The sequence below is a fragment of the Allorhizobium sp. nf9_anc genome, from assembly GCF_056323085.1.
On record NZ_CM150481.1, the window covers coordinates 281,773 to 296,412 of the forward strand.

A 14,640-nucleotide genomic window follows, 5' to 3' on the forward strand; every position below is an offset into this window, starting at 1 on the left:
CAAAGCGAGGGTGAGATCACCGATCATTCACCGTTGTGCGATGACAAGCGTTGCCAGCAGGGGATTTCCTGTGGTGACGGCCTTTGCGTTCCGGAACCCGCAGCGGCCCAGGAGGGCGCTGATTTCCGCGGACGACCGGCAGCGTCCGGAGCCCATGGCGGCGAAGTAGGTCCCGAAATAAATGGCGGCGAGATTCGCCCCTTCGCTGTCCCCTGCCATGGCTTCAGCCACGACGAGGCGCGTCCCGGGCAAAAGGTGCCGGTGGAGATTGGTCAGGATCTTGATGACCCGATCGTCGTCGTGGTCGCAGAGGATACGGACGAGCGTCACACACTCATGGTCGCTCGGTAGCGGATCCGAAGTGAAATCGCCGGGAGACAGCGTGTAGCGGTCTAGCATGCCGCGTTCGCGCAGATGGCGCAGGGCGAGGTCGGTGACTGCGGGCAAATCGAAGAGCGCCAGCTTCACCTGTGGATGACGTTCCCCGAGCGCACCGAGAAAGGCTCCTTCGCCGCCACCGACGTCGAGCACCGATAGGTATTGGCCGAAGTCGTGCGCCGCCAGGATGCAGTCTGCCAGCATCGCCTGGCTTTCGCGCATCAGCGCCGAGTAGGGTGCGACGAGTTCGTTGTCCATCTCGGCGGGATTGCTGCCCCGGACATAGGCCCAGTAGCGGCGGAGTTCGGTGTCGCGCAGATCGCCGCGCCAGAAGGCGGCGGCATCGGTGAGATCCCGATAGAGCATGTCGTGATGCTTGATCATCTCGCGCAGTCCACGATCGGTGGCAAGGACGGTGCCGGCGTCGGAGAGCATCCACAGATCGGGCCCAGCGCTCGCCACAAGATCGAGCCGTTTTGCCTGGTCGAGCAGCCGCCGCATGGCATCTGGCGCCATGTTGCAGCGTGTTGCGATCTGAGCGGTGGAAAGGGCCTTGCCGTCGAGAACCTCGAAGAGACCGAGCTGCACACAGGCGGACAGGATTTGTGTGTGCACAAAACCGCTTGTCAGCCGGAAAAGCTGGTTCGCCTTCGCGTTTGCGACCAACCGCAGAAGAGGCAGGCGGGAGATCAGCGCACGAAATCGGGGTGAGCCGATCTGTCTGTTTCGCCATAGCCGCATCCTGATCGATAGCGATCGGAGGATACCTGGCATCTGGCGTGGGCTATCCACGGTGTTGCCGATCGGCGGGCTGGCCTTCAAGCCTCTTCCGCCGCCGGTATCCATGGCGTCACGCAGCGCTGGTTGCGAGCGTCTTCGGCATCAGCCGGGTCGCTTCGTTGCGGATCATCGAGCGGAATGCATCGGCACCCGGGCAGTCCGGCACGCTGTCGACCGCCTCTGCCACCAGACTCTTCAGGCGGGCGAGTGCGGCCTCCAGGCCGATGCTGGCGACAATATTGGGCTTGCCGTTGCGGCTGTCCTGGCCCGCTGGCTTGCCGGCCTCCGATTGCCCGACGGCATCATAGAGGTCGTCTGCCACCTGATAGGCGGCGCCGAGTGCATCTGCCAGCACCAGCCATTCGCGTGGATTGCCGCCCGAGGCGATGGCGCCGGTCGATACTGCGCCGCTGAAGAGCGATGCTGTCTTGGCACGGTGATAGGCGGTGATGTTGATTTCCGGCTCGCTCTCCCAGGCCTGACCGGCGACGAGGCCATAGGGGCTGCCCACCGCATTGGCGATGGTTGCGATCAAGGGCGCGGTCAGAAGCGGGGTCTGTTGCGTTTCTCGCGCGACCGTCTCGAAGGCGGCAATGATCAGGCCGTCCCCGACCAGCAGGGCGATCTCCTCGCCAAATTGGGCATGCACGCTGGGCGAGCCACGCCTTGTCATCGCGTTGTCGAAGCATGGCATGTCGTCATGGACCAGTGACGCGCAATGCAGCAGCTCAATGGCCACGGCAGCACTGTCGGCGGCGTGCGGCTCGCGGTCACCGCAGGCGGCAGCGACGGCAAGGCAAAGACGGGGCCGGATGCGCGCACCTCCGGGAAACACCGCATGTTTCAAGGCTTTCGCCAGGATCGGCGGACATCCGTTGGCGGTTGCGTAGCGCAGGCTGCGCTGCATGCCGGCTTCGATGCGCTCGGGAAAATCCATCAGGCTCACCTCCAGGGAATGCGCAGTTGTAAATTTTGAGCAACTGAATAATGTGTAAATCAAGATTGACACATGTGGACTGTATGTCAACCGTGCAAAGGAGAGGAACTTGTCCATGGCAACCGATGATACCGTTGCGGTGATCGGGGCGGGCATGGCCGGCCTTGCGGCCGCCGTGCGGCTGGCGGCTGCCGGATATCGCGTTGTGGTCCTTGAGGCTCAGGCCGAAGCGGGTGGCAAGATGCGCCGCGTCGAGGTTGCCGGACACGGTTTCGACGGCGGACCGACGGTGCTGACCATGAAATGGGTCTTCGACGCGCTGTTCGCTGCGGCCGGACGCTCGATCGACCAGGAGCTTTCGCTCGTTCCATCCACGGTGATTGCCAGGCACTATTGGCGCGGAGGGGCAGCGCTCGATCTCTATGCCGATCCGCAGGAAACCATTCGTGCCATTGCCGACTTTGCCGGTCGGCGAGAGGCCGAAGGCTATCGTCGGTTTGCGGCGGACAGCCGCCGGACTTTCGAGGTGTTAAAGGACAGCTTCATCGATGCGTCGAGACCCAACCCGGTCTCGCTCTCGCGCCGCATTGGCCTTGCCCGTCCCGGTGCGCTTCTCGCGATCAAGCCATTCGCGACACTCTGGTCTGCGCTGGGAGGCTATTTTGCCGATGCCCGGCTTCGCCAGCTCTTCGGGCGGTACGCAACCTATTGCGGTTCGTCGCCCTATCTTTCTCCCGCCACGCTGATGCTGGTCGCGCATGTCGAGCAGGAGGGTGTCTGGACGGTGCAAGGTGGCATCCGGGCACTCGCGCAACGGCTCGCAGCTCTGGCCGTCGAGCTTGGCGTGGAGTTCCGATATGGCGATGCCGTCAGCGAAATCGTCATCGATCCGTCCAGGCGTGCGTTATCAGGCGTCGTGACCCGGACGGGGCGCAAGCTCGATGCGCGGCAGATCATCTACAATGGCGATGTTGCAGCGCTTCCCAGATTGATCGGTGTCCCGCCCCCCGATCCAACCCGCGCTCAGGCGCAGCGGTCGCTGTCGGCCCTCGTGTCTTGCAGCCTCGCGGAACTGTCCGGCGTGCCGATCGCGCATCACACGGTCTTCTTTTCCGATGATTACGAGCGCGAATTCGAGGCGATCTTCAAACGTCGCGAAGCCCCCTCCGACCCGACCGTCTACCTCTGTGCCCAGGATCGCGATGCCGCAGGTCGGCTCTCAGCTGGGCATGCGGGTCCTGAACGCATCTACGCCCTGATGAACCTGCCGGCGGACGGCGATCGCCGTCGTTTCCATGAAAGCGAGGTCAGCACATGTCTGAAGACCATGGAACACCGTCTGGAGCTGAACGGGCTGACGCTCTCGATGAGCCAGGCGGCGGCGGACATCACGACGCCGGACCGTTTCGCGACCCTTTATCCGGGAACGGGCGGGGCCCTATACGGGATGGCCTCTCACGGCTGGATGGCGTCCTTCGCGCGGCCGGGCTCGCAGGGGCCGGTGCCGGGTCTCTATCTGGCGGGGGGCAGCGTGCATCCGGGGCCGGGCCTGCCGATGGCGGCCCTATCGGGGAAACTCGCGGCCGAACGGTTGATGGCGGACCGGCCTTTGACCAGGCGGTCCCTGCCGGCGGCTATCACTGGTGGTATATCGACGGAACGAGCGACTGCGGGCGCTTCGCCTTCACGGTAATCGCCTTCATAGGTTCGGTTTTTTCGCCCTACTACCACTGGTCCGGTCGGAAAACTCCGGAGAACCATGTGGCCTTCAATGTCGCGCTCTATGGGCCGGACGGACATGCCTGGGCGATGACGGAGCGCTCCCAGCGTCACCTTCATCGCGGCAAATCCGTCCTGCAGATCGGCGGCAGTTCCCTGCGTTTCGACGGGTCTGATTTCGTCATCGCCTTCGATGAGGTCTTCCTGCCCTGGCCAGGGCAACGGTGGTTGCCGAAACGCATGCGCGGGGGAATCCGTCTTGCGCCAGCATTCCTGGCGGATCAGACATATCTGCTCGATGCCGCCGGTCGCCATGCCTGGAAGCCCGTTGCGCCATGCGGGCGCGTCACCGTCTCCTGCGACGCCATGCAAGATGGCGGCTGGTCCGGAGACGGTTACCACGACATGAACCATGGCAACCGTCCCTTGGAAGAGGATTTCCAGGGGTGGGACTGGGCTCGCGGCACAACAGCCGACGGTCGCACCGTGCTGCTTTACGATTCAGTGCTGGCGGACGGGGACAATAGACGGTCGGGTCTCGTCTACACCGACCGCGGCGCGGTCAGCCACTTCGAACCACCGGCGCGGCGGTTGCTGAAGCGTGGCTTCTGGGGTGTCGGTGGGGGTGTCGCCTGCGATGAGGGAACGACGCCCGAATTGCTCGGCGCCTACGAGGACACGCCCTTTTACCGGCGCTCGCTGGTGGAGACGGCTATCTCTGGCGACCGGGTCCTCATGATGCATGAGACGCTGGACTGTCAGCGGCTTGCCATGCCTCTGGTCAAGCTGATGCTGCCGTTCCGTATGCCGCGTCGGGGTTAGTCCTGTGTGGCTTCTCCATGGACCTCTCGCTCGGCCTCACGGGCGCGGGCCTCAGCCTTCAGCTTTTCTTTCTTCAGGTCGCGCATCTGCCAGACGTAGAAGGCAATCGCCAGGCTGAAGACGAATATCGCTTCGATGATCCCGAAATAGTTTTCAAGCAAGGCTCGCCACCTTTTCTCGCGCGGCGCGCCGGCGTTCGCGGGCCTCTGCCCGGGCATCCGCGTGAAGACGCAGGAGTATGTCCGTCACCCGCCCGATCGTATTGTCCTTTGCCGCCAGCGAGGTGGTCGCTTGCTGCTCGGGCTCGGCGTCCCGCGCGGCCCCGCTCAAGGTGACCAGATCCCGTGCGACGATTTCAGTCGAGGCATGCAGATCGCGCACTGCCGTTGCCGTCCATCTGCTGTCCTCGCCCCTTGCTTTGATCATGAGGCCGATCTTCTTTCCAAGGCCGGTGGTCGCGCGTCTCGAGACGCTGTCGTAGTCGTTGGCTGCGATATCCTCGCCGATCGCCTCGTAGACGAGGGCAGCTGTGCGGATCGCGTGTCGGCAGGACTTCGGCAGGCAGCGAATGCCGGCATGGCCGAGCCGATAGTGGCGGGCTGCCTCGTCAAGCAGACGTTGAACGACCACTCCCAATGCTTCGCTGTGTTGCGGGTTGCGCAAAAAGGCTGCTCCATCGATCCCATGTTCGTCGAGCCATTCGAGCGGCAGATAGAGCCTGCCGTTTCTCGCATCCTCGCCGACGTCACGGGCAATATTGGTCAGCTGCATCGCAATGCCAAGATCCGCGGCGCGGGCAAGGGCAGCCCGGTCGCGCACGCCCATCACGCAGGCCATCATCAACCCGACGCTTGAGGCGACGCAGGTTGCATAGGCCTTCACGTCCTCGATGGTTTCGTGTCGCTGGCCTTCGAGGTCCATGGCGAAGCCATCGAGCAGGGCCTCGACCACCGGCTTGGGGATTGCATGATCGTGCACCACACGGGCAAAGGCCCGGTCGCAGGCAAAAGGGGCTGGCTCGCCGGCATAGATCAGGTCGAGGCGCTGTCGCAGCCGGAGAAGGGCCGGCATGCCGCTTTTGGGGTCATCGATCAGATCGTCGGAATGGCGGCAGAAGGCATAGAGCGCGCGGGCCGCCTGGCGTGTGGAGGCTGGCAGCAGCAGGGACGCCAGATGAAAGGATTTCGAGCCGCGTCTGATTGCGGCGGAACACGCCTTTTCGTCCTCGTAGTCGCCGGAAAAGCCGTAGTTGAGCGAAATCGGGCGGCGGGCGAGGGGACGGGCGAGCAGTTGCTCCCGAGCCGTATCGGACGCGATCATGGGCTTTTCCTCCTTGCCTGGGCTTCCCAGGTTTCGGCCATGATGGTGGCCGGGTCGGGCACGAGATCGGCAACGATGCGAGCGGAGGAGACGACGCCGGGCAGGCCTGCTCCCGGGTGGGTGCCCGCACCGCAGAGGAAGAGGTTGTCGAGTTCTTCGCTCTTATTGTGCGGACGGAACCAGGCACTCTGGAAGAGCTTCGGCTCAAGCGCAAACGCGGCCCCCTGCCAGGACAGGAGACGATCCCGGAAATCCATCGGCGTGGCGATGCGGGAGGTGACGATGTGGCGCGACAGATCCGGAAGGACGGTCTCTTCCAGCCGCTTTTCGATCTTGCGCCGGTAGTGTTCGGCCGTCTCTGTCCAGTCTGTCCCACTTGCGAGGTTCGGGACCGGGCTCAAGACGTAGAAGGCATCGCAGCCCGCCGGTGCAAGTGATGGGTCGCTTGCCGTTGGGCGATGCAAGTAGAGACTGAAGTCCTCGGCGAGGCGGTGCTTCCTGAAGATGTCGTCGAGCAGCCCCTTGTAGCGCGGTCCGAAAAGCATGGTGTGATGCAAGACATCGTCATACCGGCGGCTGGTGCCGAAATACCAGACGAAGAGGCTCATCGAATAGTCGCCCCGCGCGAGCTTGGCGTCTGTCCAGCGGCGGCGTGGGTGAGCTTTCAACAATTCTCCATAGGTGGTCGCAGGATCAGCGTTGGAGACCACGATGTCTGCGGCGATGCGCTCGCCGGACGCCAATCTGACGCCAGTGGCTCTGCTGCCTTCGGTTTCGATTTCGACGACCGTCTCCTGGAGCCGGATGCGGCCGCCATTGCGGGTCACCAGCGAGGCGATGCCGCGCACGAGGGCATTGGTGCCCCCGACTGCGTAATGCACGCCGTATTTCCCCTCCAGATGGGCAATCAGGCAATAAAAGGAGGTGGCAGAAAACGGGTTGCCGCCGATCAGCAGCGGATGAAACGAAAAGAGCGTGCGCAGCTTGTCGCTGCGGAAGTGTTTCGAGACGACCGAGTAGACCGAGCGATAGCCGCCCAGGCGGACGAGGCGGGCAAGCGTCTTTGCCGTGAAGAGCAGGCTGTGGAAGGGCTTGTGCGCGAGCTGCTCAAAGGCGACCTCGTAAATGCGGCGGCTCTCGTCAAGGAAGCTGCGGTAGCCGGCGACGTCCTTCGGCTCAATTCTTGCGATCTGGGCTTCCATCGCCTCGCGGTCGCCGGAGTAGTCGAAGACCGTGCCGTCATCGTAACGCACCCGATAGAAGGGCGTGTTGGGGTGGAGGTCGACATCGTCGCTCAGCCTGCCGCCGCAATCGCGCCAGAGGTTTTCGAAAAGCCATGGGGCGGTGATGATGGTGGGGCCGGCATCGAAGGTGAAGCCGTCCTGGCGATGTGCGTAGGCGCGTCCGCCGGGCTCGTCGAGCGGATCGAGGATCGTGACGCGATAGCCCTTGGCGCCTAGCAATGCGCCGGTTGTGAGCCCGCCGACGCCGGCGCCGATGATGACGGCGTGTGGCCTGTTGTCGGCGGGTGGGGTTTTCGGTTTGGGAAAGCGGCCTGCGATGTTCATGCTGCATCCGCTCCGTTGGATTTCTGTTCGCTCACCACCTCGTCAAGCCATTTGGCGACCTCTGCTGCACGGCATTCGTGCAAGAGGTGGCCGCCCCGCTCGGTGAGGATCAGCCGACTGCCTGGGGCTTGTCGCGCTGCATGGCTGGAATTGGCGATCGGCACCATCGGGTCATCGCGGGCGGCGATCAGCGTCATGGGAAAGGGAAGGCGGCGCAACGTGGTGTCGAACCGGGTCAGGTCCCAGGCTGCCATCATGCCGAGTGCGCCCCGCACATGGGCGGGCGAGGCGAGCAGCACGCGATAGATCGCCTTGCCCTCTTCGTCGATTGATGAGCCGGTGGCCGTCAGCAGATTGCCGCCGAGCGGGGTCGCGCGCGCCAGCATCGAGAACATCGAGGCCGAAAAGGGATTGGCAAAAAGCGCCTTGGCGAGCGGCGAAAACAAGGCGTTGCCGCGGATCGGCAGGAAGGCGCCGTTGATGCCGACAACATGGCGCGGCACGGCTGAGGCCTGATCGGCTGCCAGTGCGACCGCGATCGCTGCGCCTGCGGAGTGTCCGAGAATGACGGCCGGGCAGCGTTCGAGCGTTGCAACGAGCTCGCTGAGTGCCCTGACCATGCCCGGGAGAGAAAGGTCGGCGGATCCGCGCGGACGGGTAAAGCCATGGCCGGGCAGATCGGGGGCAACAATCCGGAAGCGGCTCGACAGAAGCGGAAGGATGTTGCGCCAGGAATGCGAGGCGGCGCCTGTTCCATGCAGAAGCAGGATGATGGGTGCATTATCAGGTCCGGTGATCTGCACATGCCAGTCGAAGGATGCGGTCTGCACGAAGCGGCTCGCGCTGCGATGGGGCCAGTTGCGACCATCCGTTTGCCAGTCCAGCCGCTCGCGCCCGCTCATCATGTTCGACCCTCCCGCATGGAAAGATCGACCAGGTGCGACACGCGGCCGGCATCGGCCTGCCGCAGTACATGCAGGTCGGCGCCCAGCATGCGGGCGAGGTTCGTCACGCTTTCGCGTGGCCGCCGTGCGATGTCGATACAGATGGTGCGCGTCTGCCGGCTCTTGCATGTCGCGGCAAGCCGCGTCAGTTCCTCTGCCGCGAGCGTGCGGTCGGCTGTGCCGTCGAGTGCGATGTTGCCGCTGCCGTCGGTCAAGAGCACGAGGACGGGGCTGCTGCCCCGGCGCTCGACCGAAAGCGCCAGTTCCAGTCCCGCCTTGAGGCCAGCCGCGAGCGGTGTCGGGCCGCCGCCGGGAAGCCCGGCGAGCTTGCGCTTGGCGGCGGTCAAGGAGCGCGTCGGGGGGAGAAGCAGGTCTGCACCGGTGCCTCTGAACGCAATCAGGGCGACTTCGTCGCGACGGACATAACACCGGGCCAGCAATTGCTCTATGGCGCCCTTGGTTTCGCCGAGGCGCTCAAGCGCGGTGGAGCCGGAGGCATCAACGACAAAGATCGCCGTCGATGGGGCGGCGTGGCGCAGACGCACATAGCGGAAATCGTCGCGCGTGACGAAGGCGCGTGGGGTCGTCGTTTGCCCTGATGGCGTCGTGCCAGGCGCGCTTAGGGCGCGGCGTTGTGCGGCCCTGATCTTCTGGAAAGGCGCCGCCGCGCGCAGGGTGGCTACAATGTCCGGACGGGCCTCCGCATGGGGTGGAGTAAGGCCGATGCCGAAGGGGCGACCGCGCCTCGCATTCTTGCGAACGCCACCGGATTTGCCCGCAAGACCAGAACTGCGCGTCGGACGCAGGCAGATCGACAGCCAAGGGTCGGCCGAAAGCGTGCCGGCCTGAACTGCGGCCAGCATTTCGGTCAGGTCGTCGAGACGCGACGGCGCCGTGGTTTCGGCTTCGGGCTTCGGCTCCACGGCTTCGGTCGTGGGCGCCGGTTCCGCTGGCGCTTGGTCGCGCTGCTCGGGCGGCGAGGTTTCGGGTTCTTCCGGTGGCTGATCGCTCACCGGAGAAAGACGGATGCCGAGGCAGAGGCGAAGGGCTGTCAGCACATCACCTTCCGCGACGGCTGCGCGATCATCACGGCAGGCAAGCAGCCGGGCGGTGCGTACAAGGTGGCCAAGTATCCGCGGCGAGCGGTGGCCGGTGCTCAAGGAGAGGGCGGCAAGCCCCTTCAGCAACCGGTCGTCGATCGAAACGTTGCGCCAGGCCGAATGCGGTTGGGTCAGGGTTGCGCCTTCTGGCAGATTGCTTTCCACGTGGTGCCAACCGATGCCGTCGAGATCGACGCGCAGGGCGAGGCGGTCGCCGATGAGGCCGGACAAGGGCGCCTCGTCATCAAGGGATTCGTCCAGGGCAATCACCATATGGCCGGACGCAGCTGGTTCGTCCATGCCTCGGGCCACGAGCGCTGCTATCGCTGGATCCAGACGCTCGGCCATGGGGATCAGCAGAATGCCGCCTTCGGCTCTCGCTAGAAGGCCAGGCTGGCGCACCAGATGTCCGAGTTTTGCGGTTGCTGCGAGATCGACACCGCCAATCAGGTTGGCGATTGAGGTTCCCGGCGGCAGTCTTGTCCAGGACTGCCCGTGGCCCAGGTGCTGTTGCAGCCTTTCGAGGAACAGGTCACGCACGCCGCCCGCACGCGCCTTCAGCCAGAGCCCTCCGATGCCGGACCCGCCGATGCAGAGCAGCTCTATTGCCAGAAGGGCGTCGGCCAAAAGCTCCGAACCTCTGATGTCGAGTGCCTGTTCGAAGGCTTCGTGGGGGCCGAGTTCAGCCATGGGCGTTGTTGTCGCTGATGGTCGCGAGCGCGCGTTCCACCCTTGGGCTCGATCCAGCGTCGTCGAGCGGGTCGCGGCGCAGGCGATGGCAGAGCACCATCGGCGCAATTTCCGCGACATCGTCCCAAGTCGCGAGTTTGCGGCCTGCAAGGGCGGCTGCCGCGCGGCTTGCCCGCATCAGCGTCAGCTCGCCTCGCATGCCATCGATGCCGAGCCTCAGACAGAGCTGCGACATGCGCATAACCACATGATCGGGGATCTCGACCTGGCGAATAATCTTGCGGGCTGCAACGACGCGGCGACCGATCGTGGCGTCGCGCTTGGCCCAGAGCCTGACAAAGGCAGCCGGGTCTGTCTCATAGGCGTCGCGGCGGCGGATGACTTCAATGCGTTGGTCAAGGTCATCGATGGTGCGGACATCGACCGACAGACCGAAGCGATCGAGCAATTGCGGTCTGAGATCGCCTTCTTCCGGATTGCCACTGCCGACCAGAACGAAGCGCGCAGCATGGCGGATGCTCAGGCCCTCACGTTCCACGACATTGACACCAGAGGCTGCTGCATCGAGCAGGAGATCAACCAGATGATCCTCCAGCAGGTTGATCTCGTCGATGTAGAGGAAGCCCCTGTTGGCGGCGGCGAGCAGGCCTGGCTCGAAGTGCTTTTCGCCTGCCACGAGCGCCTTTTCGATGTCGAGCGAGCCGCAGACACGGTCTTCTGTCGCGCCGAGTGGCAGGTCGATCATCGGCGCCCGATGCTTGACGATCGGCGGGGCTTTCAAACCTGATGCCGGATTGCAGGCGGTGCAGGCGGATTGGGGTTCGGCGGGCAGGCAGTTGTAGCGGCAGCCGGTGCGCGTTTCGATGGGCGGTAGCAGTTCGGTCAGGGCCCGGACGGCTGTCGATTTTCCCGTGCCGCGATCGCCGAAAATGAGAACCCCGCCCAACAGAGGTTCGACCGCTGCCATCAGGAGGGCCTTCTTCATGTCCTCCTGTGCCACGATGGCAGCGAATGGGAAGGGTTGGGCCATAGGTCTGCCTCAGTTCGAGTGTCAAATTTAGTTTACACTTTTTGATGTCTCTTTGAAGAGGGTTTGTCGAGAATCTTGTGCCCCAACGCAAATGGCCGCGCTTGCGGCGCGGCCATGCGTTTTCGATCTCATTATGCTTTCAGGTCCGCAGCACCCGGTAGATCGCCGGAATGACCAGCACCGTCAGCAGCGTCGAGGAGATCAGGCCGAAGAGCAGCGAGATCGCCAGGCCCTGGAAGATCGGGTCTGTCAGGATGACCGCGGCACCGATGATGGCGGCGAGCGCCGTCAGCAGGATCGGCTTGAAGCGGATCGAGCCTGCCTCGATCAGCACATCCGTCAGCGTCTTGCCGGTGTGATCGGCATGGCGGATGAAATCCACCAGCAGGATCGAATTACGCACGATGATGCCGGCGAGCGCGATGAACCCGATCATCGAGGTCGCCGAGAAGGGCGCGCCGAAGAGCCAGTGGCCCCCGAGGATGCCGATGAAGGTCAGCGGTACAGGTGTGAGGATCACCAGCGGCACCTTGAACGAGCCGAACTGGGCGACGACGAGGATGTATATGCCGAGCAGCGCGATCATGAAGGCGGCGCCCATGTCGCGGAAGGTCACCCAGGTCACTTCCCATTCGCCATCCCAGAGAAGCGTTGCCTCGTCCTCGTTGGTCGGCTGACCGTTGAGCGAGATCACCGGCTTGGGAAGGCCCGTCCAGTCCTGCGCATCAATCGCTTCCTGCACGGCGAGCATGCCGTAGAGCGGGGCTTCGAAGTCGCCAGCCAGTTCGGCGGTCACCATTTCGGCGTTGATGCCGTTGTGGCGGAAGATCGGCAGTGTCGTCTTCTCGTCGAGAACACGTACGACATCGCCGAGTTCGACCACGCCCTTGTCGCCGGGTAAGACATTGGCTGGCATCGGGGTCGAGAGGAAGCGCTCATCGATGACCTTGTCGCCCTTTGCCCGCTCCAGGCGGATCGGGATCGGCGGACGGCCATCGCCGCGATGCGAGTAGCCGATGGTCTTGCCATTCGACAGGATCGCGATCGTGTCGAAGACATCGCCTTCCTCGACGCGGTAGAATTCTGCGTCGTCGGTGGAAATCACCAGTCGCTTGCGCTGGGCTTCGACACCATAGGAATTGTCGACATCGACGATGAAGGGGACCGAGCGGAAGGCCGCCTCGACCTTGGCGGCCACGGCGCGACGGATTTCGGGCGTCGGGCCATAGATTTCCGCGAGCAGGGTTGCCATGACGGGCGGGCCCGGTGGGGGCTCGACGACCTTGAGGCTGGTGCGTTCGGGCGTCGTGATCGATGCAATCTTCTGGCGGATGTCGAGGGCGATATCGTGGCTCGAACGGTCGCGTTCCGACTTCGGCGTCAGGTTGATCGCGACGTCTCCCTGATAGGAGGCTGCGCGCATATAGGCGTGGCGCACGAGGCCGTTGAAGTTGAAAGGGGCGGCCGTGCCGGCATGGGTCTGCACGGAGACCACTTCCGGCATATCTAGGACGGTGCGGCCGACGGCCTGGGCAATCGCATCGGTCGCCTCGACGGACGAGCCTTCCGGCAGGTCGATGGTCACCTGCAGTTCCGACTTGTTGTCGAAGGGCAGGAGCTTCATCGTGACATGCTTGGTGTAGAAGAGGCTGAGCGATCCGAGTGTCAGCAGGCCGACCAGAGCGAGGAAGATCCAGCTGCGCGTCTTGGTGGCGAGGATGGGGCGGGCAGTCGCGGCATAGAGCCGCCCAAGTTTGCCACCCGTCTCGTGATCCTCATGGGCGTGGACGGGCGCATTGCCCGCGACCTTCAGCATCAGCCAAGGGGTGACCATGACCGCGACGAAGAAGGAGAAGACCATCGCTGCCGATGCATTGGCGGGGATCGGGCTCATATAGGGGCCCATCATGCCGGAGACGAAGAGCATCGGCAGGAGGGCGGCGACGACCGTCAGGGTCGCGACGATGGTCGGATTGCCGACTTCGGCGACGGCCTCGATGGCGCTGCGGCGGCGCGAGCGCTTGTCGCCCATGCCCCAGTGGCGGGCGATGTTCTCGATGACGACGATCGCGTCATCGACGAGAATGCCGATCGAGAAGATGAGCGCAAAGAGCGAGACGCGGTTCAGCGTGTAGCCCATCAGGCGCGAGGCAAACAGGGTGAGCAGGATCGTCACGGGAATGACAATCGCGACGACCAAGGCTTCGCGTCGGCCGATCGCCAGCCAGACGAGTGCGATGATCGAAACGGTCGCGAGGGCGAGGTGGTAAAGGAGTTCGTTCGCCTTTTCGTCCGCTGTTTCGCCGTAGTTCCGGGTCACCTCGACATGGATGTCTTCGGGGATCAGCTTGCCTTCCAGGGCTTCGACGCGCGCAAGGATGGTCTCGGCCACCACGACGGCGTTTGATCCGGCGCGCTTGGCGATGGCCAGCGTCACCGAGGGCACGCGTTCGACAGTCTCCCCGTCCTTGCGCAGCGTCGAAACCAGGGCTTCGCTGGTGTCGGTGGCAAAGTCTATCGTGGCGACATCTCGGACATAGACCGGGCGACCATCGCGGGCGGTTAGCAGCAGGTTGCCGATCTCGGCCGGTGTGGACAGGGTCTCGCCGGCGATCACGTCGATCTGGCGGCCCTGTTCGCGCACCTGCGAGGCGGGCATGGCGGTATTGGCCCCGCCGACCTTTCCGGCGAGTTGCTGCAGGGTAATGCCATAGAGCGCCAGCTTTTCCGGCTGTGGCGATATGCGGATGATCTCGTTGGTCTCGCCGACAACATAGGTCAGGCCGACATCCTCGACCTTGGCGACTTCGTTGCGAACCTCGCGGACGATGCGGGTCAGGTCGTTGGGGCCGACATGGCCGCTGGCATCCTTCGTCGGGGAAAAGGTGAGGGTGACGATCGCGACGTCATCGATGCCGCGCCCGACCACCTTGGGTTCGGCGATGCCGACCGGAATGCGGTCGATGTTGGCGCGGACCTTGTCATGAACGCGCAGTACGGCGGTGTCGGATGAGGTGCCGACCAGGAAACGAGCAGTCACCATGACCATGTTGTCCATGGACTGGGAGTAGATATGCTCGACGCCGTTGATGCTCTTGACGATCGTTTCCAGCGGCTCGGAGATCAGCTTCTGGGCATCATCAGCTCGCAGGCCGGGTGCCTGGACGATGATGTCGACCATGGGCACGGAGATCTGTGGTTCTTCCTCGCGGGGCAGCGTGAGCAGCGCGACGAGGCCGAAGGCGAAGGCGGCGATCAGGAAGAGCGGTGTGAGCGGCGACTTGATGAAGGCGCGCGTCAGATTGCCGGCAATGCCCAGATTTCTCATCGGGGTATCGTCGTCTGGCTCGCC

The 14,640-nt window shown here is 64.0% G+C and carries 11 protein-coding genes; 2 read left to right on the forward strand and 9 right to left on the reverse strand.

Annotation, left to right across the window (positions count from 1 at the left end):
* Positions 1-27 precede the first annotated feature (27 nt).
* Positions 28-993: a methyltransferase gene (locus AC02Y0_RS01205; protein ID WP_476381751.1), complete on the reverse strand. Its 966-nt coding sequence runs from the start codon at positions 991-993 to the stop codon at positions 28-30.
* A gap of 235 nt (positions 994-1,228) precedes the next feature.
* Positions 1,229-2,095 carry a polyprenyl synthetase family protein gene (locus AC02Y0_RS01210; RefSeq protein ID WP_476381753.1) on the reverse strand — a complete coding sequence of 289 codons (867 nt, stop codon included), beginning with the start codon at positions 2,093-2,095 and terminating at the stop codon, positions 1,229-1,231.
* 115 nt (positions 2,096-2,210) lie between these two features.
* Here AC02Y0_RS01210 and crtD point away from each other — a divergent pair, with 115 nt between their 5' ends.
* Both crtD and AC02Y0_RS01220 read left to right on the forward strand, forming a co-directional pair.
* Positions 2,211-3,788, forward strand: coding sequence for a 1-hydroxycarotenoid 3,4-desaturase CrtD (gene crtD / locus AC02Y0_RS01215; protein ID WP_476381755.1), 1,578 nt, complete (start codon positions 2,211-2,213; stop codon positions 3,786-3,788).
* Positions 3,789-3,856: 68 nt separating this feature from the next.
* Positions 3,857-4,636, forward strand: a complete 780-nt coding sequence (locus tag AC02Y0_RS01220; RefSeq protein WP_476381757.1) for a carotenoid 1,2-hydratase — start codon at positions 3,857-3,859, stop codon at positions 4,634-4,636.
* Here AC02Y0_RS01220 and AC02Y0_RS01225 read toward each other — a convergent pair.
* From AC02Y0_RS01225 to AC02Y0_RS01255, 7 genes are all read right to left on the reverse strand, one after another.
* Complete coding sequence (locus AC02Y0_RS01225) at positions 4,633-4,797, reverse strand: hypothetical protein (RefSeq protein ID WP_476381759.1); 165 nt, start codon at positions 4,795-4,797, stop codon at positions 4,633-4,635. The genes AC02Y0_RS01220 and AC02Y0_RS01225 overlap by 4 nt on opposite strands.
* On the reverse strand, positions 4,790-5,956 hold the full coding sequence (locus AC02Y0_RS01230; RefSeq protein ID WP_476381760.1) for a phytoene/squalene synthase family protein: 1,167 nt from the start codon (positions 5,954-5,956) through the stop codon (positions 4,790-4,792). Before AC02Y0_RS01230 ends, AC02Y0_RS01225 begins: the two co-directional genes overlap by 8 nt.
* Positions 5,953-7,524 (reverse strand): phytoene desaturase, encoded by a 1,572-nt coding sequence (locus tag AC02Y0_RS01235; RefSeq protein WP_476381762.1) that lies wholly within the window; start codon positions 7,522-7,524, stop codon positions 5,953-5,955. The genes AC02Y0_RS01230 and AC02Y0_RS01235 overlap by 4 nt, the downstream gene beginning before the upstream one ends.
* Positions 7,521-8,429, reverse strand: coding sequence for an alpha/beta fold hydrolase BchO (gene bchO / locus AC02Y0_RS01240; RefSeq protein ID WP_476381764.1), 909 nt, complete (start codon positions 8,427-8,429; stop codon positions 7,521-7,523). The genes AC02Y0_RS01235 and bchO overlap by 4 nt, the downstream gene beginning before the upstream one ends.
* Positions 8,426-10,258: a VWA domain-containing protein gene (locus AC02Y0_RS01245; RefSeq protein ID WP_476381766.1), complete on the reverse strand. Its 1,833-nt coding sequence runs from the start codon at positions 10,256-10,258 to the stop codon at positions 8,426-8,428. Before AC02Y0_RS01245 ends, bchO begins: the two co-directional genes overlap by 4 nt.
* Positions 10,251-11,288 (reverse strand): magnesium chelatase ATPase subunit I, encoded by a 1,038-nt coding sequence (gene bchI, locus AC02Y0_RS01250; RefSeq protein ID WP_476381768.1) that lies wholly within the window; start codon positions 11,286-11,288, stop codon positions 10,251-10,253. The genes AC02Y0_RS01245 and bchI overlap by 8 nt, the downstream gene beginning before the upstream one ends.
* A 139-nt stretch (positions 11,289-11,427) precedes the next feature.
* Positions 11,428-14,616, reverse strand: a complete 3,189-nt coding sequence (locus AC02Y0_RS01255) for an efflux RND transporter permease subunit (protein WP_476381770.1) — start codon at positions 14,614-14,616, stop codon at positions 11,428-11,430.
* Between the last annotated feature and the right edge of the window lie 24 nt (positions 14,617-14,640).